General features: G+C 68.1%; 19 protein-coding genes, 1 tRNA gene and 1 other RNA gene. 6 read left to right on the top strand and 15 right to left on the bottom strand.

The genetic code is table 11. The annotated features are described in order from the left end of the window. Window positions 1-492: 492 nt before the first annotated feature. Window positions 493-3639: a TonB-dependent receptor domain-containing protein gene (locus RTL41_RS12555; RefSeq protein WP_312164879.1), complete on the bottom strand. Its 3147-nt coding sequence runs from the start codon at window positions 3637-3639 to the stop codon at window positions 493-495. 470 nt (window positions 3640-4109) lie between these two features. Continuing rightward, on the bottom strand, window positions 4110-7046 hold the full coding sequence (locus RTL41_RS12550; RefSeq protein ID WP_312164877.1) for a TonB-dependent receptor domain-containing protein: 2937 nt from the start codon (window positions 7044-7046) through the stop codon (window positions 4110-4112). A gap of 140 nt (window positions 7047-7186) precedes the next feature. On the opposite strand from RTL41_RS12550, the gene RTL41_RS12545 reads away from it, so the two are divergent. Together RTL41_RS12545 and RTL41_RS12540 are read left to right on the top strand one after the other, a co-directional pair. Then, window positions 7187-7795 carry a hypothetical protein gene (locus RTL41_RS12545; protein WP_312164875.1) on the top strand — a complete coding sequence of 203 codons (609 nt, stop codon included), beginning with the start codon at window positions 7187-7189 and terminating at the stop codon, window positions 7793-7795. A 77-nt stretch (window positions 7796-7872) separates the two neighbouring features. After that, window positions 7873-8304 (top strand): hypothetical protein, encoded by a 432-nt coding sequence (locus tag RTL41_RS12540; protein WP_312164873.1) that lies wholly within the window; start codon window positions 7873-7875, stop codon window positions 8302-8304. Between the two features lie 183 nt (window positions 8305-8487). Here the strand turns inward: RTL41_RS12540 and RTL41_RS12535 are convergent. Together RTL41_RS12535 and cpdR are read right to left on the bottom strand one after the other, a co-directional pair. Next, window positions 8488-8562: transfer RNA gene (locus RTL41_RS12535), tRNA-Val, on the bottom strand. A gap of 90 nt (window positions 8563-8652) precedes the next feature. After that, on the bottom strand, window positions 8653-9012 hold the full coding sequence (gene cpdR / locus RTL41_RS12530; protein WP_312164872.1) for a cell cycle two-component system response regulator CpdR: 360 nt from the start codon (window positions 9010-9012) through the stop codon (window positions 8653-8655). A 228-nt stretch (window positions 9013-9240) separates the two neighbouring features. Here cpdR and RTL41_RS12525 point away from each other — a divergent pair, with 228 nt between their 5' ends. Then, on the top strand, window positions 9241-10143 hold the full coding sequence (locus tag RTL41_RS12525; RefSeq protein ID WP_312165131.1) for an N-formylglutamate amidohydrolase: 903 nt from the start codon (window positions 9241-9243) through the stop codon (window positions 10141-10143). A gap of 3 nt (window positions 10144-10146) precedes the next feature. Here the strand turns inward: RTL41_RS12525 and recR are convergent, their stop codons facing one another. From recR to ffs, 4 genes are all read right to left on the bottom strand, one after another. Next, a complete protein-coding gene (gene recR / locus RTL41_RS12520) occupies window positions 10147-10749 on the bottom strand; it encodes a recombination mediator RecR (RefSeq protein ID WP_312164870.1) in 603 nt (200 codons plus the stop codon). A gap of 4 nt (window positions 10750-10753) precedes the next feature. After that, window positions 10754-11080: a YbaB/EbfC family nucleoid-associated protein gene (locus RTL41_RS12515; protein ID WP_312164869.1), complete on the bottom strand. Its 327-nt coding sequence runs from the start codon at window positions 11078-11080 to the stop codon at window positions 10754-10756. Window positions 11081-11087: 7 nt separating this feature from the next. Further along, window positions 11088-12884: a DNA polymerase III subunit gamma/tau gene (locus RTL41_RS12510; protein ID WP_312164867.1), complete on the bottom strand. Its 1797-nt coding sequence runs from the start codon at window positions 12882-12884 to the stop codon at window positions 11088-11090. A gap of 37 nt (window positions 12885-12921) precedes the next feature. Beyond that, window positions 12922-13020, bottom strand: an RNA gene (ffs, locus tag RTL41_RS12505) — signal recognition particle sRNA small type. Window positions 13021-13080: 60 nt separating this feature from the next. Here ffs and nudC point away from each other — a divergent pair. After that, window positions 13081-14010: an NAD(+) diphosphatase gene (nudC, locus tag RTL41_RS12500; RefSeq protein WP_312164865.1), complete on the top strand. Its 930-nt coding sequence runs from the start codon at window positions 13081-13083 to the stop codon at window positions 14008-14010. A 130-nt stretch (window positions 14011-14140) separates the two neighbouring features. On the opposite strand, the gene RTL41_RS12495 is transcribed toward nudC, so the two are convergent. From RTL41_RS12495 to RTL41_RS12485, 3 genes are read right to left on the bottom strand one after another with little or no spacing between them, the layout of a single operon-like run. After that, window positions 14141-14440 (bottom strand): hypothetical protein, encoded by a 300-nt coding sequence (locus RTL41_RS12495; protein WP_312164863.1) that lies wholly within the window; start codon window positions 14438-14440, stop codon window positions 14141-14143. Then, entirely contained in the window at window positions 14440-15288 is an 849-nt protein-coding gene (locus RTL41_RS12490) for a prephenate dehydratase (protein ID WP_312164861.1), read from the bottom strand. The genes RTL41_RS12495 and RTL41_RS12490 overlap by 1 nt, the downstream gene beginning before the upstream one ends. After that, on the bottom strand, window positions 15285-16022 hold the full coding sequence (locus tag RTL41_RS12485) for a 3-deoxy-manno-octulosonate cytidylyltransferase (protein WP_312164859.1): 738 nt from the start codon (window positions 16020-16022) through the stop codon (window positions 15285-15287). Before RTL41_RS12485 ends, RTL41_RS12490 begins: the two co-directional genes overlap by 4 nt. A gap of 137 nt (window positions 16023-16159) precedes the next feature. On the opposite strand from RTL41_RS12485, the gene RTL41_RS12480 reads away from it, so the two are divergent. Next, window positions 16160-16798 (top strand): cytochrome c family protein, encoded by a 639-nt coding sequence (locus RTL41_RS12480; protein WP_312164857.1) that lies wholly within the window; start codon window positions 16160-16162, stop codon window positions 16796-16798. Window positions 16799-16804: 6 nt separating this feature from the next. Here RTL41_RS12480 and RTL41_RS12475 read toward each other — a convergent pair whose 3' ends face one another. Both RTL41_RS12475 and RTL41_RS12470 read right to left on the bottom strand, forming a co-directional pair. Next, window positions 16805-17638 carry an NlpC/P60 family protein gene (locus tag RTL41_RS12475; RefSeq protein WP_312164855.1) on the bottom strand — a complete coding sequence of 278 codons (834 nt, stop codon included), beginning with the start codon at window positions 17636-17638 and terminating at the stop codon, window positions 16805-16807. Then, a complete protein-coding gene (locus RTL41_RS12470; RefSeq protein WP_312164853.1) occupies window positions 17635-19017 on the bottom strand; it encodes a leucyl aminopeptidase family protein in 1383 nt (460 codons plus the stop codon). The genes RTL41_RS12475 and RTL41_RS12470 overlap by 4 nt, the downstream gene beginning before the upstream one ends. 108 nt (window positions 19018-19125) lie before the next feature. Between RTL41_RS12470 and RTL41_RS12465 the strand changes: the two genes are divergently transcribed. Continuing rightward, the gene (locus RTL41_RS12465) at window positions 19126-19944 is read left to right on the top strand and encodes a tetratricopeptide repeat protein (RefSeq protein WP_409418332.1); all 819 of its coding nucleotides are present in this window, start codon (window positions 19126-19128) and stop codon (window positions 19942-19944) included. A 342-nt stretch (window positions 19945-20286) separates the two neighbouring features. Here RTL41_RS12465 and RTL41_RS12460 read toward each other — a convergent pair whose 3' ends face one another. Together RTL41_RS12460 and RTL41_RS12455 are read right to left on the bottom strand one after the other, a co-directional pair. Beyond that, window positions 20287-21399, bottom strand: coding sequence for a hypothetical protein (locus tag RTL41_RS12460; protein WP_312164849.1), 1113 nt, complete (start codon window positions 21397-21399; stop codon window positions 20287-20289). A 198-nt stretch (window positions 21400-21597) separates the two neighbouring features. Beyond that, entirely contained in the window at window positions 21598-23490 is a 1893-nt protein-coding gene (locus RTL41_RS12455) for a hypothetical protein (RefSeq protein WP_312164847.1), read from the bottom strand. Between the last annotated feature and the right edge of the window lie 4 nt (window positions 23491-23494).

The following is a 23494-nucleotide window of genomic DNA, read 5'->3' as shown; positions in this document are numbered from 1 at the left end:
CGCCGCAGAAATATCTGCTCTTCAACATAGGTTTCCTTCCCCCTCGAGAGCCGCCCTCATCTGGTGCGAGGGCTGTGGACTCATGAGCAGAAAGATCATCCGACGCGCCTTGCGGCTGCGCCACTATTTTTCAAGGCCGCAACATACCGTTGTCCACAATTCAGAATCGCACGGTGAGCGGTAGTGATCGGCGTTCATAAACCCCTGATACATGGGCGCCTTTGACGCCTGAATGCGCCTCAACCCCTTACCGCAACAGGATATGCGCATATTTCAGAATGTTGCTCGCGTGCGCCGCCGCCTTGGAGACGCCTGAGGCGCGCGCGCCCGTGGCGAAGGGCGCCGCAACGGCAAGTAAACGCATAACTGTTGCATGAAAGCCGCGCTTTGGGCGCTCGATCGGCCGCGGAACGCGAGCCGTACCCCAGGCAAGACAAAAGCGCCGCCCCCTTTCGGGGACGGCGCTTCGGCTTAGCTTCGGTGAGCCCGCGCCTAGAAGCGCTTCTTCACCGCCACCGCGAACACCCGGCCCAGCGGGTTGGCGCTGGAGGGGTCGTAGTTGTACTGGGTGCCGATCGCGAACGGCGGCTCCTCGTCGAAGATGTTCTGCACGGTCGCCGTCAGGGTCGTGTCCCACGGCAGTTCGGCCCGATAGGTCAGGTCGTGCTGCCAGTATTCCGGGATCTTGGTCGTCGACTTGGTGGCGAGCGCCAGGCCGATCGGGTTCGACTCCGTCTGGTTGACCGAGCTGATGAAGCGGGTCTGCCAGCGCAGGTTATGGATGCCGCTGGACCAGTTCACATAGGCGTTGGCGCGCAGCCTGTTGTAGCCGGTGAAGATCGACGCACGGTAGGTGCCCGCACGCTCCTGGGTGCCGGCGGCCGGAGCCGCGACGCCTTCGATCGTGTAGGGATCTTCGTCGTACTGGATCAGGTAGCTGCCGTCGAAGCCGGTGGTCAGTTGCCCGTTGAACAGGTCGCCGACGTCGAGGTTGGCCTGGAAGTCGACGCCCGAGGTCTTCACCTTGCCGCCGTTGATGTATTGCGTGCGGTACGACTGGACGTTGGCGCGGCCGCAGCCCAGGTCGGTGAAGGTGAAGCGCGAACGCAGCGCCACGTAGGCCGGATCGGCGCTGGTGCAGACGTTCGGGCCGGCGGCCGGGAACGCGGCGGCCAGCATGTCCGTGGCGCTTTCGAGGATCAGTTGGTCCTCGAAGTCGAAGCTCCAGTAATCGATCGTGGCGCGGAACGCCCCGATCTTGGCCATCGCGCCGACGCTGTAGGTGAAGGCGGTTTCCGGATCGAGGTTCGGGTTGCCGTACTGGTCGTTGGCGCGCCACGTGCCGTTGGCGTTGGTCAGGCCACGGGTGAAGTTCGTGGTCGTGATGATCGCCGAGGGCGCGCGGTAGGTGGTGCCGACCGAGCCGCGCAGGGCCAGCCAGTCCAGGGCCTGCCAGCGCAGCGAAGCCTTCGGATTGAAGGTCTCGCCCTGCCCCGCATAGTACTCGTAGCGGGCCGCCAGGGTCAGCTCGAGGTCGTCGGTGATCGGCAGCAGGGTTTCGGCGAAGACCGAGCTGATCTCACGCGAAACGTCGTACTGGGCCAGGTTGGCGTTGAACAGGTACGGCCCGGTGGGCACCAGGCAGTAGGGCTGGCCGTCGCCGAACGGCGGCGAGTCCACGCACGGCGTGGCGTTGACGTCGTGCAGGATCTCCGGGTTCTGACGGTACTGGTCGTAGCGGTATTGGCCGCCGGCCGCCCACTTCACCACGCCGCCGCCCAGTTCCCAGGGCAGTTCGCCGTTCAGGATCAGGTCGGCGACGAACAGGCGGGTCGACATCTTGTTGACCAGCCGCTCGTCCATCCAGTCGACCACCTCGTTGCGGGCGGCGACGGCTTCGTTGAAGCCCGGAATGGCGGCGGAGCCGAGATAGTAGGGGTTGGGCGCGACGTCCGACAGGCTCTGCTCGAAGCCGTTCGCGAAGGGATTGAAGTAGTAGCACCCCATCGCCGCGTTGCCGGCGTTGCTCGTCCAGTTATTGGTCTCGGCCGCGGTGCACTGGTCGGCCGCCCCGGCCCGGCTGGCGAAGCCGCTCAGGCCCTGCTGCAGGCGGTTGACCGAGATGTCTTCCTGCACCCGGGTGTAGTCCTGCTGCTGATAGGTCAGCGCGCCGTCCCAGTTGATGCCGAACGGCAGCTCGCCCTTGAAGCCGCCGGACACCCGGAAGGTGTCGACCTTGTAGGAATAGTGGGCGTGCTTGTCTTCGGTGTACGGGTTGCCGCCGAAGCCGATCGGACGCCAGGACGTCTGGCTGGCCGCGACGCCGTTGGTCGCCGCCGTCGCCACCGCGGCCCGCGCCGCGTTCAGCGCCGTCTGGCAACTGGCCGCGTCGATGCCGTAGGGCAGGACCGAGCCGTTGCAGTTGGCGCCGTTGACCTGGCTGATCAGCGCCAACAGGCCCGGGTTGGTCGCCGGGATGTAGAAGCGGCCCTGATCCGACGGGCTGAGCGCCGGGATCGGCGAGGTGCCGCCCGCGCTGAGCGGGGTCGGGAACTGGTTCGGCCCGGTCACCGCCCAGCTCTGCTCGGGCGTGTCGTGCATGGCGTAGAGCACTTCGATATTGGCCGACAGGGTGTCGGTGATGTCGAAGTTGAACTTGCCGTAGGCCTGGAAGTGCTCTTCGTCCTCAACCAGGTTGTCGAACACCGTGTACTGGAACTGACACGAGTTGGCGTCCGGGTTGAGCTGACGCAGGCCGATCACGGCCGTGATGTTGTAGGGCGCGCCGCCGTTGGCCGCGCAGCCGATGTCCGGCAGGCCCGCGCCGAGCGTTGCCGTGGCGAAGCCGCCGTTGAGCCCCGGCGTGATCGACGAGATCACGTTGTACTGGCCGGGGTTGCCGGTGCTGGCCCAGCCGCCCAGCGGGTTCTGCAGGAAGCCGTCGACGCCGGTGCGCAGCGCCCAGTCGCGTTCCTGGATCGGCAGCTTGGAGCGATGCCGGTAGCCGAGGGTGACCAGGGCGTCGGCGTTGTCCCACTTCTTGCCCCAGGCCAGGTTGGCTTCGTAGTCGCCGTCCGACCCGTCTATGAACTGGTATTGCCCGCTGAACTCGAACCCGTCGAGGTCGGTGCGGGTGATGAAGTTGACGACGCCGCCGATGGCGTCCGAGCCGTAGGTCGCGGCCGCGCCGTCCTTCAGCACTTCCACCCGGCCGATCGCGGCCGTCGGCAGCAGGTTCACGTCCACCGAGTTGAGGCTCTGCGGCGACACCGGGACCCGGCGGCCGTTGAACAGGACCAGGGTCCGCGAGCCGGTCGTCGGCGAGTTGAGGTTGCGCAGGTTGATGGTCGCCGCGCCCGAGCCGGAGCCGAAGCGGTTGTTTTCGCCGATCACCGCGCCCGACGACGGGATGGTCTTGATCAGTTGGACCATGGTCGGCGAACCGCGCGCCTCCAGCTCCCTGGAGCTGATGACGTCCACCGGCAGGGCCGCGTCTTCAGGTGTCCCGGCGATGAATGAGCCGGTGACCACCACCTCCTCAACAGTCGCGCCCTCCTGCGCGGCGGCCACGCCGGACACGCCGAACGCGAGGGCGACGGCCAAAATCGACCCGCCGCAGAAATATCTGCTCTTCAACATCAGTGTTTCCTTTCCCCCTCGAACCCACGCGGCGATTGAAATGCCGCGATTGTCTATGTTCGAGTATGGCGATCATTGACGGAGAAGTTGCAGGACGCCAGAGCGTTGTTGCGAACATTACAGCCTTGAAATGCGCGCCATTTCAGCTCATATTTTTGACGTAACTGAGAAATTTCATATACGACCGCATACCCGAATAAGTAATTTTTGATCACTCACGAATAATACTCACTAAGTCATTGGTTTTGCGTAATTTACGGACTCCCTGACCAAACCTAACGGCGGCCGGATCAAACCCGGCCTTCGAAAACTTCCGCATGCCGATCGCCGCCCCGTCGAAAACCCGCTCCCGGAGGGTGTGGCGCCCATGCCGCGGCCGAAGAAAAAGGCGCCGCGGGGGAACCCCGCGGCGCCTTGAAGGCGGCTGCAAGCCGGCCGCAGGGGGTCGCCCCGCGGCCGGCCGCCTGGCTTTAGAACTTCTTTTTGACCGCGACCTTGTAGGTCCGGCCCAGCGCATTGCCCGTGAACGGGTCGTAGTTGAGGTCGAGTCGCGCGAAGGACGGCTCGGTGTCGAAGACGTTGTCGATCGAGACGTTCACCGTGAAGTCCCAGGGCAGCAGGACCCGGTAGTCGATCTCGTGCACCCAGCTCTCGTCGATCTTGGCGCCGTTCGGCTGGACCGCGCCGTTGACCGGGTTGGGGGCGAAGATCGAGGCCCGCTGATCGACGTAGGAGTCGATGTAGTTGACCGTCCAGCGGAAGTTATGAGGCCCGTGGGAGTACTCGCCGTACACCGACCCCTTGAGCTGCGGCAGCGACGTCGCGGTGAGCTGGTAGTTGAGGTAGCCGACCGCGTCGAAGGCGTTCTCGACCGTCACGTCGCCGATCTTGAAGGGATCGACCTTGTACTCGATCGTGTAGCTGACCGAGCCGCCGAACCGCAGGTCGCCGCCCCAGACGTCGCCGACGTCGTAGTCGGCCAGCACGTCGATGCCGGAGGTCTTCACGCCCGGCCCGTTGGTCCAGTTGGTCCGCACCCGCGAGATCGTCGCGATGTTGCAGGCGCCCTGGAAGACGAAGCGGGCCTGCAGGGCCGCGAAGGCCGGCTGGTCGCAGTTCGTGGACGCGCCGCCCGGGAACATGGTGTTGACCATCGAGGCCGAGGGTTCGGCGACGATCGGGTTCTCGAAGTCGAAGTTCCAGTAGTCGATGCTGCCCTTGAAGTTACCGACCTTGACGAGGGCGCCGACGCTGTAGGTCGTGGCCTTTTCCGGTTCGAGGTCCGGATTGCCGAAGATGTCGATGGCGCGGAAGGCGCCGCCGATGAACGACAGGGCCGTGACGCTGCTGGTGTTCAACTGGGTCAGCGGCGGGCCGCGGAAGGTCGTGCCGGCCGAGGCGCGGAACGCCAGGATGTCGGTCGCCTGCCAGCGCACCGCGATCTTCGGATTGAGCGTCGAGCCGGTCTCGCCGCCGTAGTCCTCGTAACGCGCCGCCAACTGGATCTGCAGGTCGTCGGTGACCGGCAGCGCCATTTCGGCGAACAGGCCGTAGACGTCGGCCTCGAGATCGGCTTCCTCGCCGGTCCCCAGGAACATCAGCGGACCGTTGCGCACCGCACAGTCGGTCGAACCGTTGAACGGGGTGTCGATGCAGGGGTTGGCGTCGATGTTGCTGAGGTCGTTATAGGACGAGGTGAAGAAGCTGCGCCGGAACTGCGCCCCGGCCGCCCATCCGATCGCGCCGCCGCCCAGCTCCCACGGCAGTTCGCCGTTGAACACCGCGTCGGCCACGAACAGCTTCGAGGTCTGCTTGGTCGAGACCTCCTGGAAGAACCACCGGACCAGCTCGGGGTCGTTGGCCACCGAGCTGTTGAAGCCCGGATTGGTCGCGCCGGTGATCGCGTTGCTGGAGACCGCGTTGGAGAAGGGGTTGAAGTAGTAGCAGCCCAGCGCGGTGTTGCCGGCGTTGGTGGTGAAGTTGTTGGTCTCCGCCGCCGTACAGCCGCCGGCCGCGCCGTTGTTGAGCGAACCGTAGCCGCGCAGCGCCATCTGGAACCGCGACACCACGGTGTCGTAGCCGGTCCGCACCCCGGTCTCCTGGCCGTAGGTCAGGGCGAAGTCGTAGCCGACGGCGTCGTTGAACTGGCCCTTGATGCCGCCGCTGACGCGGAACGCATCATAATGACGCCGGCCTTCCGAGGGCCCGTAGTCGAACGCCGGGTTGCCGCCGAACGACAGCGGCCGATAGCGCACGCCCGGAATGTGCGCGCCGGTCGCGAAGGCCGGGATCTGCGTCGGGTTGGCGTTGCGATAGGCGATGAAGCCCGGATTGGAGGCCGGCACGAAATAGCCCGCCAGCACCGAGGCCGGCAGTTGGCCGACGGTCGGGTTGGTGTTCGCGGTCGGGGTCTGCAGGGCCAGGTACGACGGCGAAGTCTTCCACTCCGGCACGTCGGTCTCGGAGTAGAACACCTCGATGTGTAGCTGGGCGTTCTCGCCCAGGTCGGCGTTGGCCTCGCCATAGAGCTGGAAGCGGTCTTCCTTCTCGACCAGGTTGTCGTACGGAATGTACGGGAAGAAGCAGGCCGGCAGGGCCCCGCCCTGGGCCACGCCGCCCAGCGGCGTACAGCCGTTGTCGAGCGCAAAGCCCGCGGCCGGGATGAAGGCGCCGTTCGGACCGTTGGTCACCGGCAGGAACGGGGCGACGGCGTTGCCCGCCGACCAGCCGCCTTCCGGGTTGTTGAAGTAGGACTGGGTCGCCCAGTCGCGCTCCGTCGTCGGCAGCTCCGAGCGGTGCTGGTAGCCGGCGCTGAGCAGGACGTTGCCGTTGTCCCAGGTGTGCCCGAAGAGGATGCTGCCGGTGTAGTCGCCGTCCGAGCCGTCGATGAACCGGTAGCTGCCGTTCAGCTCGAGCCCGTCGAAGTCCCGGCGGGTGATGAAGTTCACGACCCCGGCGATGGCGTCCGAGCCGTAGGTGGCGGCCGCGCCGTCCTTCAGCACTTCGACCCGGCCGATGGCGGCCGACGGGATGATGTTGGTGTCGACGATCCCGGCGCCGGCCTGGCCGAACGGGTTCGAGGCCATGCGGCGGCCGTTGATCAGGACCAGGGTCCGTTGCGCGCCGAGGCCGCGCAGGTTGACCGAGCCCGAACCTTCCGAGCCCTGGGCCCGCGGGTCGAACTGGTTGGTGTCGCCCAGGACGCCGCTGGAGACCGGCAGGGCCTTGAGAAGCTCGACGGTGGACGGGGAACCCTGCTTTTCAAGGTCGTCCGAGCTGATCACGTCCACGGGAAGGGCCGCATCCTCGGGCGTGCCGCGGATGAACGACCCGGTGACCACCACCTCCTCGACGGTGCTGACCTGCTGGGCAAAGGCCTGGCCGCCCAGGGCCAGAGCAACGGCCATGACGGAGCCGCCGCAGAGATACCTGCTCTTCAACATCAAATTTCCTCCCCCTCGACGGACGCCGTTTTCGATCTGACGCGATGGTCGCCCGTGGGTAGGAGGATCAAATGCTCGTTCGCAGCCCTGGCGCTAGGTGAATTTTGCAGAACCGCAACAATGCATCCGAACTGCGTTCAAATCGCAACACCGTTATCCCGAAAGGGTTTTTGACGCCCCCGCGCAAAAGTCCGTCCGCCACCGCGACGCAAGAGCGCCGTGGCGAGGAAGGTCGAAGGGACCTTTGGGGGATGGCGGCGTGGGCGGCGCGCGGACGACCCGTCCCGGCCCTTACGAATTCGGCCCTGCCCTACAGCATCGCGCGAGCGGGGATCAGGGAAGGAAAGGGAGGGGCGGACGTCGCAAAGAATGCGGCGAAGAATCCGTACGATTGGGACCGGTACGTGAGGCCGTGGTTGGGCAAGGAAAGGGGCATGCTTGCGCCAAAACAGCATGGCCATCACTGGGCCATTCCACAGAATGGCTGGGGCAAGAACGTGCCGGACTGGATCAAGAACCAGCCGTGGAACATCAAGCCCATGCCCAGCGCCGAGGTTCACGGGCGCCTGACCAACTCCTACAAAGGCAAGCCGCAGTTCAATGCGGTGGAGAGATACATGTACGGGACGCCCACTTGGTCGAAAGTCGGAACGGGCGCGGCGGTCGGCCATCCTGCAGCGGCTGGAAAAGCCCAGGCGGACAAGCGCCGTTGACCCTGGACGCTCCCTCGTTTCCCGCCCTGGCGTTTCGTCGCGATGTCGGGCGTTACGCGGTTCCGGGGCGGGAGCGCTTGACCTGGTTTCTCGACTCCGAGGACTTCTCGACTTGCACCTCCTGGGAGCTCAAGCATGGCGAGCGGCTCGGGATGGTGCTGGCCGACAGCGGTGGTCGGTGCTGGAAGGTTCTGGCCGTCGTTGACCTCGGCGTCGTGAGGCCCTTCTGGGAGCGGGCGTTCCGCTTCTTGATGCGGCAGAGCGTGCACCGGATCGACCAGCGGCTTGTCGAGATCGATCCCCTCGCCCTGGACCAGGTGAAAGAGCGGGCATGCGCCTCGATCGAGGCCAATCCGGACGACTGGCGGGACGACGAAGCGATCGCCGGCGAGGATGGGCCGCCGCGGGAGGAACGGGAAATGCTGGATGAACTGCAGGAGGCGGTCCGAACCGCGCGGACGCTGCCGCAGTTGATCAACGCCTTGTACCGTGAAGAGCTGCCCGGCTGACGACCAGCGATCGAAACCTACACTTCCGGAATGGCCCTGGAGAGAACGCGGCGAATGGAGGCCTTCGGCGCCGGTTTGCGGCTCTCGGAGAGCCGGACGCAGGGATGCATAGCCGCCTAACCGGCGGACGTCTTGAAGGTATTGGCGGGGAGGAAAATCACACCGGCTCAGCGGCGGAAGGAATGGTGGACGTGACAGGGATTGAACCTGTGACCCCCTCGATGTCAACGAGGTGCTCTCCCGCTGAGCTACACGTCCGAACCACTCGGCTCCCTTTCGGGAACGGGAGGCGGCGGTATAGCGGCGAGGGCGGGCTTGCGCAAGCGCCCTCGGCCGCATTTTCACACCTTATGCGGCGGCCATCATCCGCTCCACCTCGGAGACGATCTCACGCAGGTGGATGGGCTTGGAAAGCACCTTGGCGCCGGGCGGCGCGCTCTCGCCCGCGGCCAGGGCGACGGCGGCGAAACCGGTGATGAACATGATGCGCAGGCCCGGATGCTGGGCCGCGGCCAGGCGCGCGACCTCGATCCCGTCCATGCCCGGCATGACGATGTCGGTGAGCAGCAGGTCCCAGTCCTGGTCGAGGATCGCCGCAGCTTCCTCGCCGTCGGCGCAGGAGGTCACTTCATATCCTGCACGCTCCAGGGCGCGGGACAGGAAGCCGCGCAGGGAGTCATCGTCTTCGGCGAGGAGAATTCGGGGCATGGGAGCTCCGCAAGGCGCAACAAGTAAGCCTCCACACTAGCTGGCCAGACGTAAATCCCCGATGAACCGTCTGGAGCCCTTCCCACTCCCGATGGATCGAGAGTGGACAAGAAGGGCTCCAAATCCAAGAGGACGAGCCCCGGCTGGCTTGATGCAAGCCAGCCGGGACAGGCTCTGGGATGCGCGATCCGTTTGACCCACAGGAAGACGCACCGTCATATGGCGGCGATGAACGCCTGGGAGCCCATCGCCGCGAACCGTTCCGCGCCGGCCATTTCACCCTTCGAGGTGCGGCGCGCTGCGGCTGACGGCGCGCCGGCGCCCACGCCCCTGGTCTTCGCCTCGCCCCATTCGGGCCGGCTCTATCCCGACGACATGATGCAGGCCGCGGCGCTCGACGCCCACGCCATCCGCCGGTCGGAAGACGCCTTTGTCGACGAGCTGATCGGGACCGGCCCCAGCCATGGCGCCTCGCTGATCTGCGCCAACCTGGCGCGGGCCTATATCGACGTGAACCGCGAGGCCTTCGAGCTCGACCAGGCGATGTTCGCCGACGAGCTGCCCGACTTCGCCCGCGCCCGCACCGCGCGGGTGGCCGCGGGCCTGGGCGCCATCGCCCGGGTGGTGTCCGAGGGCCAGGAGATCTATGCGCGCAAGCTGACCTTCGCCGAGGCCCGCCGCCGCATCGAGGGCGTCCACACCCCCTATCACGCCGGCCTGGCCCGGCTGCTGGGCGAGGCGCACGCCGCCCACGGCTACGCCATCCTGATCGACTGGCACTCGATGCCCGCCGCCGCGGCCAAGGCCAGCGGCCGCGACGGCCCCTGCGACATGGTGCTGGGCGACCGCTTCGGCGCCTCCTGCTCGGCCCAGGTGACCCAGAAGGTCGAGCGCGAGCTCGAGGCCCGCGGCTACAAGGTGGCCCGCAACGCCCCCTATGCCGGCGGCTACACCACCGAGCACTACGGCCGCCCCAACCGCCGCACCCACGCGCTGCAGATCGAGATCAACCGCGGCCTCTATCTGAACGAAGGCACGCTGGAGCCGACCAAGGGCTTCAAGCGCCTGAAGGCCGATCTCGACGAGGTGATCGCCGCGCTCGGCGCCGCCGACTGGTCGGGCCTGAAATAGCCGTCAGGCCGGCCGGCGCGCGCGCATGGCCTGGTTGATGGTGCCGTCGTCCAGCCAATCGAGCTCGCCGCCGACCGGCACGCCGCGCGCCAACATGGTGACGCTGACGCCCGCCCCCTCCAGCCGCTCGGCCAGGTAATGGGCCGTGGTCTGGCCGTCGACCGTCGCCGGCAGGGCCAGGATCACCTCGCGCACGCCGGTCTCCGCGGCGCGGGCCACCAGCGGCCCGATGCGCAGCGCCTCTGGCCCGATCCCGTCCAGGGCCGAGAGCAGGCCGCCCAGCACGTGGTAGCGCCCGCGGAACGCCGCCGCCCGCTCCATCGCCCAGAGCGCGCCGACCTCCTCGACCACGCAGATCAGCGAGGCGTCGCGCTGGGGGTCGGCGCAGATGGCGCAGGGGTCCTGGGTGTCCAGCGAGCCGCAGACGCCGCAGGTCTTCACCCGCTCGGCCGCCGTCGACAGGGCGTCGGACAGCGGCAGCAAGAGCTGGTCGCGCCGCTTCAGCAGCGCCAGGGCGGCGCGCCGGGCCGAGCGCGGGCCAAGGCCCGGCAGCTTGGAGAGCAGGGAGATCAGCCGCTCGATCTCAGGTCCGGCGGAAGCGCCCAAAGGCTTAGAACTTCGGCATTCCCGGCAGGCCCATGGCCGCCAGCGGGCCGGCGGCCTCGCGCATCAGTTCGGACTGCTGGGCGTCCAGCTTGCGCTTGGCGTCGGCGTGGGCCGCGACGATCAGGTCGGAGATCACCTCGCCCTCGCCGGGGGCCAGCAGGCTCTCGTCCAGCTCGACGCCGGACATCTCGCCCGTGCCCTTCAGGGTCACCTTGACCATGCCGCCGCCGGACGTGCCCTCGACCACGATCTCGGCGATGCGCGCCTGGGCGTCGGCCAGCTTCTGCTGCATGGCCTGGGCCTGCTTCATGAGGGAGCCGAGGTCTTTCATCGCAATCTCACTCTTCGTCTTCGTCGTCTTCAACGCCCTCGATCACGGGCGCGATATCCGGTTGCGGCAGGTTGCGCACGCCGACGATCTCGGTCCCCGGAAACGCCTGCATGACCGACAGGACGAAGGGATCGGCCTCGATCTCGGCGCGGACCTCCTGGGCCTCGCGCTTCTGGCGCTCCCAGGCGCTCTCCGTCCCGCCGCCGCCCCGCGCGGCGATCAGCCAGGGCTGGCCGGTCCATTCCTTCAGCCGCGTCACCAGGCGCTGGGCCAGGTTGTTCGGCCCGCCGGGCACGGGTTCGTACTCGATCGCCCCCTGGCGGAAGCTGATCGGGCGCACGAAGCGCTCGACGTCCAACTGCAGGACGATGTCCCGCTTGGCCTTGATCAGGTTCAGCACGTCGGCGAACGAGTTCAGGGTCGGTACGGCGTCGGCCTGTTCCTGCGGCGGCGCCATGACCCGGGCCTGGGCGGTGACGCCGCCGCCCAGGCTGGCCGTAGCGCCTCCTCCACCACCGCCGCCCCCGCCGCCAGGCGCCGGGCCGCTGGGCATGGAATCGCCTGCGGCGAGCCGCTTGAGCGCCTCTTCCGGGCCGGGCAGGTCGGCGGCGTAGGCCAGCCGGATCAGTGCCATGTCGCAGGCCGCGGCCGCGTCGGGGGCGCGGCGCACCTCCTCATGGGCCTTCAGCAGCATCTGCCAGATGCGCGAGAGGTTGCCGGCCGACACCGCCGCGCCGACGGCGGCCAGGCGGGCGGCCTGCTCCTTGGGCAGGGTCAGGGCCTGCGGGCCGATGGCCTTGGCCACCGAGGCGCCGTGGGTGTGGTCCATCAGGTCGAGCATGACCTGGCCCGGCTCGGCCCCGAAGTTGTAGAGGCTGCGGAAGGTCTCGACCGCCGGCCCGGCCTGGCCGCGCATCACCTGCTCGAACAGGCTGATGGTCTGGGCGCGGTCGGCCAGGCCCAGCATGTCGCGGATCGAGGCGGCGGTGACCATCTGGCCGGCCTCGGCCTGGACGATGGCCTGGTCGAGCATCGACTGGGCGTCGCGCATCGACCCTTCGGCGGCGCGGGCGATCAGCAGCATGCCCTCGGGCTCGACCTGCGCGCCCTCCTTGCCGGCGATCATGTCGAGGTTCTTGACGATCACGTCCGGCTCGACCCGGCGCAGGTCGAAGCGCTGGCAGCGGCTGAGGATCGTCACCGGCACCTTGCGGATCTCGGTGGTGGCGAAGATGAACTTGGCGTGGGGCGGCGGCTCTTCGAGGGTCTTCAGGAGCGCGTTGAACGCCCCCGTCGAGAGCATATGCACCTCGTCGATGATGTAGACCTTGTAGCGGGCCTCGACCGGGGCGTAGCGCACCCCGTCCAGCAGCTCGCGCATGTCGTTGACGCCGGTGCGGCTGGCGGCGTCCAGCTCCAGCACGTCCATGTGCCGCCCCTCGATGATCGAGCGGCAGTGCCGGCCCTCCTCGGTCAGGTCGAGGGTGGGCTCGTGGATGGCGTCGGTCTCGTAGTTCAGCGCCCGGGCCAGCAGCCGCGCGGTGGTGGTCTTGCCGACCCCGCGCACCCCGGTCAGCATGAAGGCGTGAGCGATCCGGCCGCTGGCGAAGGCGTTGCGCAAGGTGCGCACCATCGCCTCCTGGCCATAGAGGTCGTCGAAGGTCTGCGGCCGGTACTTGCGCGCGATGACAGTGTAGGCGGCCGATTCCTCGACCGGCGCAGGCGGCGGCGCAGCGGGCGCGCCGAACATATCGCTCGTATTGGGATCGCGCTCTAACGTCTCGGGTTCGTCGTCTTCTGCCATTGGCGCCCGAGGATGGAGGCTGAAGCCTTGTGGGGCTGGGTGGAGACCGAACAACGACCCGGAGCGAAACTCGTTACGGCTGCTTCCTTCCGGACCTGACCGGGTTGGCGAGGCGTCCGCCCGTCGCCGATCTCCGCCCCCTATATCGCGACCTTGGCGCTCGCGCGCAAGCGCCAGCGCAGCTACAACTCCGCGCATGCCGCTTTCCGCCCATCAAAACACCTTCGCCGGCAACCCTTTGAACCGCGCGAGCGAGAGACGCGGGGATGCGTCCTGGCTCGCCGAGAAGCTGCTGGCGCCTGATTCCCTGGCCATCGCCCTCTGGAACGGCCGGCCGTTCGTCGAGAACGCGCCCGACGGCGGGGTGCAGATCGCCTACTTGCCCTCGCGCATGGCCGAGGACCTGTCCGGCGGGCCCGAGCGGCTGCTGTTCATGGGCCTCTGGCAGGAGACGGCGGTGTTCGCCATCGACCTGGAGGGCGGGCACGACCCGGCCGACGGGCCGCTGGCCGGGCTGGGCCGATTCGAGGACCTGCGGGCCATGGCCCTGCGGCTGCCGGCCACGGACGCGGCGATCATGGCCACCGCCAAGTCGATGTTCGAATGGCGCCGCCGGCACCGCCACTGTTCATCCTGCGGCGAGCAGACCGACGTGGTGGACGGCGGCTGGAAGCGCGCCTGCCCCGCCTGCAAGGCCGAGCACTTCCCGCGCACCGACCCGGTGGTGATCATGCTGGCGGTGCATGGCGAGCGCTGCATGCTCGGCCGCCAGGAGGCCTGGCCCAAGGGCATGTTCTCGGCCCTGGCCGGCTTCCTGGAGCCCGGCGAGTCCATCGAGGAGGCCTGCGCGCGCGAGCTGGAGGAAGAGGCGGGGCTGAAGACCCTGTCGGTCGAGTACCACTCGACCCAGCCCTGGCCCTATCCGTCGTCGCTGATGATCGGCCTGATCGCCCAGGTCGCCAGCGACGAGGCCACGCCCGACCAGACTGAGCTTTCCGAAGTGCGCTGGTTCACCAAGGCCGAGGCCAGGGACGTGCTGGCCGGCAAGGTCGAAGGCACGTTCGCCCCCGGCGCCATGGCCATCGCCCACCAACTGCTGAAGACCTGGGCCGAGAGCGGGGACTGAGCCGCCGAGCACAGCTATGGCGAGGCCGCGCCGCATCCTGCACCGCGGCGCGAATGGGTCCCGGTCTTGCTTCGCAAACCGGGATGACGCCGAACCCCAGTTCTCCCCCTTCGTGGCAGGGCGGCCGTACCTAGCCGACCTTCAGGCTGACCTCGACGTCGTCGCCGCGGCGGGTGCGGCGCTCCAGGCGCGCCTGGCCGATGGCGTTGGAGAGGTCGGCGGCGAAGGCCCGCACCTCGGGCCGCAGCTCGCCCAGCACGACGATCCGGTACGGCGGCGACAGCTCGCTCATGGTCCCGAACACCATCGAGTCGACGAACGACTCGACGCTGGAGCCATGCCCCGGCAGCGCCTGGATCGTCTCCTGCAGCAGCCTGGCGAATTCCTTGCGGTTCCAGCAGCCGCTGGCGTCGATCTCGATAGTGTTCATCAGCCGGCTCGCGAACGGAAGGGGTCGGCCGGATAGACGCCGAGGATCTCGAAGCGTTCCGAGAAGAACTTGAGTTCGTCGAAGGCCAGGGCCAGGCCGCGGTCCTCGGGCCGCCCGTCGACCTCGGCGTAGAAGAAGGTCGCCGTGAAGGCGCCGTTCTCCATGTAGCTCTCCAGCTTGGTCATGTTGACCCCGTTGGTCGCAAAGCCGCCCAGGGCCTTGTAGAGCGCCGCGGGCATGTTGCGGACGCGGAAGATGAAGCTGGTCACGCAGGGGGCGGTGAACGGCGGCGGCGGCGGGTTCGGATCGGCCGTCATCACCAGGAAGCGCGTGGTGTTGTTGTGCTCGTCCTCGATGTCGCGGGCGACGATCTCCAGGCCGTAGAGCTCGGCCGCCAGGGCCGGCGAGACGGCGCCGCGGGTCGGATCGGGATGCTCCGACAGCAGCTTGGCGGCCAGGGCGGTGTCGCCGACCGGCTCGGTCTTCAGCCCCATGCGGCGCAGCGACTTGCGGCACTGGCCCAGCGCGATCGGCATCGAGGCGACGGTCCTGACGTCCTCCAGCTTCACGCCGGGATTGACCATGAGCTGGAAGTGGATCGGCTTGAACCGCTCGCCGATGATCCTCAGGCCCGAGGAGGGCAGCAGGTGATGCACGTCGGCGACGCGGCCGGCGATCGAGTTCTCGACCGGGATCATGCCCAGTTGGCAGTCGCCCATCTTCACCGCGTCGAAGGCTTCCTCGAAGGCGGCGTGGGGAACGGGCTCCATGTCCGGAAACGCTGCGACGCAGGCCTCGTGGCTGTTGGCGCCGAGTTCGCCCTGGAAGGCGATGCGTCCCTTGGTCATGCGTGTTCCCTTGCATATTTACGCGCGCGTTCGAGGTCGGCGGGGTTGTCCACCGAGATCGGGGCTTCGTCGATCACCGCGGCCCAGATGGACATGCCCAGCTCCAGGGCGCGCAACTGTTCCAGGCGCTCGCGGATCTCCAGCGGCGACGGCGGGGCGGCGCAGAAGCGCAGCAGCGCCTCGCGGCGGTAGCCGTAGACCCCGTGGTGCAGCCACACGGGCCCGTCGCCATAGAGCACCGAGCGGGTGAAATAGAGCGCGCGGGCGCTGCGGCCGTCGGGGGCCATCGAGGCCACGACCTTGGGGATGTCGGGATTGCTGCGCTCGGCGATGTCGGCCTCGGCGACCATCACCGTGGAGATGTCGCAGCTCGGCTGCTCGGCCAGCAGCCGGGCCGCGGCCTCGACCACCGACGGCGCCAGGAAGGGAATGTCGCCCTGCAGGTTGATCACCACGTCGTGCTCGCCCGCAGGGTCCAGGGCGTTCAGCGCCGCGACGATGCGGTCCGAGCCCGAGGGCAGGTCGGGATCGGTCAGCACCGCCCGCCCCCCCGCGGCCCGCACCGCCTCGACGATCTCGGCGTCGCCGGCCGCCACCGCGACGGGACCGACGTTGGCGGCCTGCGCCTGGCGCAGCACACGGACGATCATTGGCAGACCCTCGATATCGGCGAGGGGCTTCCCAGGCAGCCGGGTGGCCGCCATGCGTGCAGGAATGAGGATGATCGGTTTCATGACACCCGGAAGCGACCAACTGGCTGGTTGCGCGGGCGGCGGTAGCGTGTAAGAGAGCCGGGCGCAATAAGGGGCGGGGATTCCCGCGCTGACGCCAGCCTCTGCGGCTGGCCGTTAAGAGGGCCGATTTAGAGACTATGAGCGACCTGACGTTCAATAAAGTCGCGGGCGCCGTGCTTGCGACCGGCCTGGCCATCGTCGGCCTTCGTGAAATTTCTTCGGGCGTCTTCGCCCCGCACGCCGTCGAGAAGCCGGGCTACGCGATCGAGGTCGCCGAGGAGGCCAGCGCCGGCGGCGCTGCGGCCGAGGCGCCGATCGACTGGGGCACGGTGCTGCCGACCGCCGACGTGAAGGCGGGCGAGGCGGTGTTCGCCAAGTGCAAGTCCTGCCACACCATCGAAGCGGGCGGCCCCAACGGCACCGGCCCCAATCTTCATGGCGTCCTGGGCAAGAAGTCGGGCCAGCATCCGGGCTTCGCCTACTCGCCGGCGATGATCGAGCACGGTACTCATGGCGTCTGGACCTTCGAGGAGACTTCGGAGTTCCTGAAGGCCCCGCAAAAGCACCTGTCGGGCACCAAGATGACCTTCGTCGGCCTGAAGAAGGCCGAGGACCGGATCAACCTGCTGGCCTATCTGAACACCCAGGGCTCCAACCTGCCCTTCCCGGCCCCGAACCCGGCGGCCGCCGCGGCTCCGGCCGCCGAGGAAGCTGCGGCTCCGGCCGCTGGCGACGCCGCCGCCCCGGCGACTGCGGCCCCGGCCGCCACGCACTAAGCCCTTCTAATAACGGCGGAAAGCGGTGGGTTCGCCCACCCCCGCCGCGACGTAGCGAGCCCTTGTCACCGACAAGGGCTCGATCGCTGTGGCCATGTGGTGCGCGTTGGCGTGCACGATGGCCTCGCCGTCCAGCATCATGGCCACGTGGCCCTTCCAGAACACCAGGTCGCCGCGCGCCAGGTCGCTCTCGGCCACCGCCGCCCCGCCCTGCGCCTGCTGGTCGGTGTCGCGCGGCAGGGCCACGCCGCAGGCCCCGAGCGCTTGCAGCGTAAGGCCCGAGCAGTCGAGGCCAAGGCTCTCGCGCCCGCCCCACAGGTACGGCGTCCCCAGATAGCGCAGCGCCACGGCGGCCGGATCGGCCTCGAAGACGCCGATCGGCGCCAGGTGATCCTCCACGAACCAACCGCCGTCCGCCGCCTTGGCGAATCGGCCCTCCCGCGCCTCGACCGTCAGCAGGCTTCCCAGCGAGTACGGACCGATGGCCCGCGACTTGATGCTGGGCTGCGCGAAGGCATAGGTGCGGAGCGCAGAAACCTTCATATTGGCGACGCTATCGGCAGGTTTCAGGGCGCCAGCTTCCACAAACCCTACATAGCCGTCGCGGCGGGCCTGGCCCCAGGCGAAGCCGTCCTGGACCTCAAGCACGTCAAACCCTTCTCCGAAAAGGAGTTGGTCGAGTTGCTCGGCGTCGGACGATGGCGCGCGGCGCAAGGCCGCGGCAGGGGTCCGACAGACGTATCGGCGCCTATCGTCATAGCGATCGGCAGCGACGATAGCCTCCAGGTCGCGGGCGGCGAGGTCGGGGCGGGCCAGGACGGCGCGGGGATCGAGGCTCATCCGAAGCGGTCCGCGATCATCCTGTAGAGGGCGCGGATGGCCTGGGCCTCGCCGCCCGACGGCCAGCCGGGCCGCCCGCGCGGGTTCCAGGCGAAGATGTCGAAATGGGCCCACGGGCCGCTGGGCGCGAACTTCTGCAGGAACAGGGCCGCGGTGATCGACCCGGCCTGGGCCCAGGCGTCGGAGTCGTTCTTCACGTCGGCGACGTCGGAGTCGATCGAGTCGACATAGCCCTTCCACAGCGGCATGCGCCACATCGGGTCGGCGACGGCGTTCATCGCCGCCTCGATCTGGCCGGCCAGTTCGTCGTCGTCGGTGTAGAAGGGCGGCAACTGCGGGCCGAGCGCCATGCGCGCCGCCCCGGTCAGGGTGGCGAGGTCGAGGGTCAGCGCCGGCTCCAGCTCGGCGGCGCGGGTCAGGGCGTCGGCTAGGATCAGCCGCCCCTCGGCGTCGGTGTTGCCGACCTCGATGGAAAGGCCCTTGCGGCTGGCCAGCACGTCGCCCGGCCGCATGGCGTCGCCGGAGATGGCGTTCTCGACGGTCGGGACCAGGATCGCCAGCCGCACGGGCAGCCTGGCCGCCATGATCATCCGGCCAAGCGCCAGCACGTGGGCGGCGCCGCCCATGTCCTTCTTCATGGTGCGCATGCCGGCGGCCGGCTTGATGTCGAGGCCGCCGGTGTCGAACACCACGCCCTTGCCGACCAGGGCGACCAGCGGCCTGCCGGCCTCGCCCCAGGTGATCTCGATCATGCGCGGCGCGCGCTCGGGCGTGGCGGCGCGGCCGACGGCGTGGACGGCCGGGTAGTTGGCCTCCAGCAGGCCCTCGCCGGTGATGACGGTGATCGAGGCGCCGTGCTGCTCGGCGATCTCACGGGCGATGGTCTCGATCTGCAGCGGCCCCATGTCGTTGGGCGGGGTGTTAACCATGTTGCGGGCCAGGGCGCAGGCATGGGCGACCTGGCGCACCTCGGCCACGTCGACGCCCTCCCCCGCCACCAGGCGCGGATGCTTCTCGCCCTTCTTCTTATAGCGGTCGAAGCGGTAGCTCCCCAGCGCGAAGGCCAGCGCGACCTGGTCGGGGGCGAGCTCGGCCGGGGCCGAGGCGATGCGGTAGTCGCCGGCCGGCAGCTTGGCCGCCAGGGCGCGGAACGCCTGGGCGTCGCCGCTCTCGCCCAGGCCGAACAGCACGCGGTCGAGGCCGCCCTCGGTGTCGGGGACGACCAGCACCTGGCCGGGCTTGCCCTTGAACTCCGAGAGCTCGGCGAACGCCTTCACGAAGGCCTGGCGGCCGTCGAGGAAGCCGGCGACCTCCTTTTCGCGCAGCGCATGGACGGGGACGACGGCGCCCTCCGCATGGTCGACGACGACTTCGGTCATGGCGCTCTCCAAGCCCGCCCGGCGGCGGAAATTATGCTTAACGCTTCCTTTAAGCGGGCGGGGGATGCTTGGCCGCAATCACCCGGAGCCCGTCACTTCATGTGTCGCATGTCGGCCCTCGCCGCAACCGCCCTCGCCCTCACCCTGGGCGCCAGCCCGGCCCTGGCCGCGCCCTCTGCAAAGCCGGCCGACAAGGCCGGCGAAGCGGCCGCGGCGCCGCGCAAGGCCACGGCCCAGGAGCGCGCCCAGGTGCAGCGGCTCGATCCGCTGGCCCGCGCGGCGTTCTGGGCGCACGAGGCCGAGCTGGACCCCGCCGACCCCGAGGCCGGGGTCTATCTCTCGCAGGCGCTGCGCCAGATGGGCAATTACGACGACGCCCTGCAGGCCGCGCAGCGCACCCTGATCACCGCCCCGAACAATGTCGAGGCGCTGCTGGAGGCGGCCCGCAGCCATGTCGGCCGCGGCCGGGGCTTCTACGCCATCGAGCCCGCGCGCCAGGCGCAGAAGCTGGCGCCGCGCGACTGGCGCATCCCCTCGCTGCTGGGGGTCGCCTACGAGCAGGCCAGCCGCTTCGACGAGGCCCTGGCCGCCCACCGCCAGGCCCTGGCCCTGGCCCCGGACAACCCCGTCGCCCTGGGCAATCTGGGCATGTACTACGCCGCGCGCGGCGACACCGCCCAGGCCGAGGCGACCCTGCGCCAGGCCGCCGCCCGGCCCGACGCCCCGATCGCGGTGCGCCAGAACCTGGCCCTGGTGGTCGGCCTCTCGGGCCGGCTGGACGAGGCCGAACGCCTGGCCCGCCAGGACCTGCCGCCCGAAATGGTCGAGAACAACCTCGCCTGGCTGCGCAGCGCCAAGGCCCCGGCCGCAAACGCGGCGGCGGCGGGCGCGAACCGCTCGTGGGAGAGCCTGCGGCAGACGCCGTAGGGGGTGGGAGCGGAGGGCTGCCGCTTTGGGCTCATTGCTGACGTCGGGAGTGTCCGTTTCCGGGCGCAACGCCAGGAGCACCATCGACTCTCACTCAGTGGGCGCGCATGAGGCCAGACTTTCGCGATGGGGCGACGCTGCGCGCCTTGCCGGCGCTACTTCGCGAGGGCGCTTGCGCAAAATATGAAGATTGAGTTGCTCCGCCGTCAGAGCCACTTCGACGCGGTGCGAGGATGACCGGCCAGACGTGATCTCCGGGTAGCGTACTGGGTTGGGGAGGCTAATCTCCAGCTATACTGCGATCTCAGCGGCGCGATCAGCGCCGTTACCACAGCTTTGATGTCACGCCGCCGCGCGGATTTGCTCCGCCATCCGATAAACCGCCGAAACGAACATCGCGGGCTCAGCCAGCGACGCCTTCAGTTCTGTCTCCCAGCCGGGAGTCTGCGACGCCCACGCGACCGCCTTGCGCATATCCAGCTGGAGACGCCCGCTGAAGTAGTTGGACAAAATCTTGGCCGGCACCTGCTCGCGAACGAACCTGCTGTTCACGCGGTGCATGCGCGCGAACAGCGCGTAGGCGCGCGCCAGCGTGGCGATGTCTCCCTGTGCAGCCAGGTTCGTCATCAACTCGAGGATCGCGCCTGACGGGGTGACGTAGGCGTCCGAGCCTTGCCGGGCGACAGCGTCCGCCACACGCCGGGCGTTGTCGATGCCGATCGCGGCGAGCGCATTGCGCAGGCTATCGGCCAACATGTCGGCGTTCTGCCCGTCTTCGACCCAGTGTTCCGCGAGCCGGGTGTTGTGATCGCGTACCCACCCCATCAGCGCATCGACGTCGGGCGGCATCACCTCAAGGACCCCGCCGCTCCAGACGAGCAGGCCCTCCTCTTGCAGGCGCTGAAACTCCGCTGGGAAGCGGGCGTGGTCGACATCCTGCCGGAACAGAGCCCTCAGATCGCCCTCGAAAACCAGGGCCAGGGACTCGGGGTCGAGACGAGGCCAAGGGCTCGGGCCGCCGTGGATGTTCAGCAGGAGCCCGACGACAAGTTGCTCCCGCAGCTTCTGTCCAACGCCGGAGCCCGGGCGTAGCAGGGCCGTGCGACTGCGGTGCAGAACGGAGGCACCCATGACGTAGGGGTGAACGTCGCGGAAGTAGCGCGGCGGGATTCCCGGTTCGAGCGCGACGTCGGTCAACTCATCGTCGAGCCACGCCATGACCGGGGCATGGCACGGGAAGGGGAGGGCGGAGAGCAAGTGGCGGCGAAACGTGGCCGAATCCTGAGCGGGCGCGGAGGCCGCCAGCCGCGCCTGCAGCTCGTGCCAATCCGCGTAGCCGCCAGCCTTGGCGATCGCGCGTTGGGTCTTGTGGAGGGGGTATCGCAGCCCGCTGTCGTCGAACAGCCGCTTCAATTCCTTGGCGCGCCTTTTGGCACCGTCATGGGTCGTATACACTTCGACTTCCTTGTCTTGGCCTTCGCGAAAACGCGCTGCTCGCTCTCACGGCCAGATGGGAAATCGGCGTGAAAACCATGGTCTACGGTGTCGTTGAGCGAATGCTCTTCGCCAGGGCAGCGGCCAGGCCGACGATTGCGGCCCACCGTGAATCTGGGGCACCTAGCGTCGCAGTCAAGGGGATGTCCCTCTTGCAGGCTAGTGGCGTCGTCTCTTCGGAAGTAACGCAAGGGCGTCATCAAGTCCGCGGTCGCTGCCGCAAGCCTCCAGCGGGGTGCGGCGACCAAGTTCGCCCCGTGCGTTGTTCAAGAAAAATGCGGCATGGGTCTCTGGCAGCGCTGCGGCGGCCCGACGCCGAAGGACGGCTTGGCGCCGCGCCATCGCCTCAGCCTGCTCCTGCGCCAGGCGCCGGTCGGCAGTTACCTTCTCGATTCCCCGCCTGATCCGCTCATAGCCCTCGTCGCTGGCGCCTGCGGCCGCCAGGCGAGAGATCGTCGCGTTGACTGGCATCTGCTCCAGCCATTCCTTGCCCGTCCAGCCCAGCGCGGCGGTGGCATAGGCCTTGATCCTGTCGATCCGACTGAGCCGCGCCTTCTCGGCTTCCGCTTGCTGTGCGGCCTCTGCGGCCTCCTCGGCTGCGCGCGCCATTTCGGCCTCGCGCTCCAGGTGGCGCTTGACAGGAAGCCCCACGGCATCTCTCGGGATGGTCCGACGCCAGGGCATGGGTTCGAGCCCGTACAAAGCACTCTCCAGGCGCTCGAACTCCTCGCCGCCGGTGGCGATCAAGTCGGCTGGCGCTGTTGAAAAGCCCGGCGGCGGCGTGCGCATCCAATCGTCCAGACGAAAGCCCGAACGTTCGTCGTCATCGGCCAGCTGAAGGATGGCCTCGACTTTTTCGGCAATGTCCTTCGATCGCTTCGTCCGCTCGTTGATCGCCTTGGCACCGTCTCTCAGGGCCTGTCGATGGTGGGGGGCCACCGAATAGTCGCCCTTGGCGTAGGTCAGCAGTCCATCCTGCAGGAGAAGCTCGAGGAAAGCCCTGACGGTATCAGTCGGATGCGCGATGGCTGGTTGTCGACGCGCCAGCGCGCGAAGAACGCTCAGCTCGATCTTCGGCCGAAAGGGGAGGGCCCAGAGGTCTCGGATCTTCTCCGCTGCCTGATTAAAGTCCACGGTCGGCTGCCACCAGGAATTTCCAGGCGCGGTCGCCGGGTAGATGACGCGGATGAAAACGGCCGCGCGCCAGGTTCGCGTCGAAACGGCGAATCCGGACGGCGCCGGTTCAGGGCCGTCCAGCAGGTGACCCAGCCCGAGCGCTTCCGCCGCCTCGACCAGGGGCTGAAAGGGCTTCTCGTTCATCCTGGGCGCCTCAACCAACCGACGCATCAGTTCGGCGGCCTCTGCTTCCGCCGCGCGCCGCCGGTCAGCCTCGACTTCAGCAGCCTTGAGCCGCGCAGCCTCCTCGGCCGCCGCAAGCTTGGAATTCACCAGCCAGCGCCTTGGCGCCGTGATTAGGATCCCCTTTCGGACATTCGCTTCATCGTCACAGGTGCGGTAGGCGCTGAGGTCGACTTCGAGGGTCGACATCCCAGCTGCTTCGAGCTTGGCGATCTTCTCCGGCCCGCAGGCATGGGTGACTTGCACCTCGACGATCAAGTCATGGGCACATTTCGACAACACCACATCGGGCACCACCTCGCCGATCCGCGTTTCCAGCCGCACGGCGTCGAACTTGAATTTCTGCTTGGGAAAGAGCGTGACGGTGACGCCTTTGACTGTCGCCTCGATCGCCGGGAGCCATATAGCCTTTTCCTGCTCCAGGACCTGCTTGGCCCAGATGTGCGCGCTCGTCTCGGCGCCCGAGCAGCCGACCGCACTGCTCACATGTCGAAAGTGATGCGCGACCTTCTCGCCCTTGCTGGCAATCAGGGGCTGGGCGCAGTCGATGGCAGGGCAGACGCAGTCACAAGCCAGTCCGCTTGGCACGTCCTCTATACGAATAACAGATCCATCCGGCCGGCGGCCGAAGATCAGCCGGGCGCCCAGCCCAGCGAAGGGGCGATGGTCGACGTATCCAAGTGCTGTAGCCATTGAG

Source organism: Phenylobacterium sp., assembly GCF_031984885.1.
Lineage (GTDB): Bacteria > Pseudomonadota > Alphaproteobacteria > Caulobacterales > Caulobacteraceae > Phenylobacterium.
Note: the sequence above shows the minus strand (reverse complement) of the source record. Positions and strands in the feature narration are given on the sequence as shown.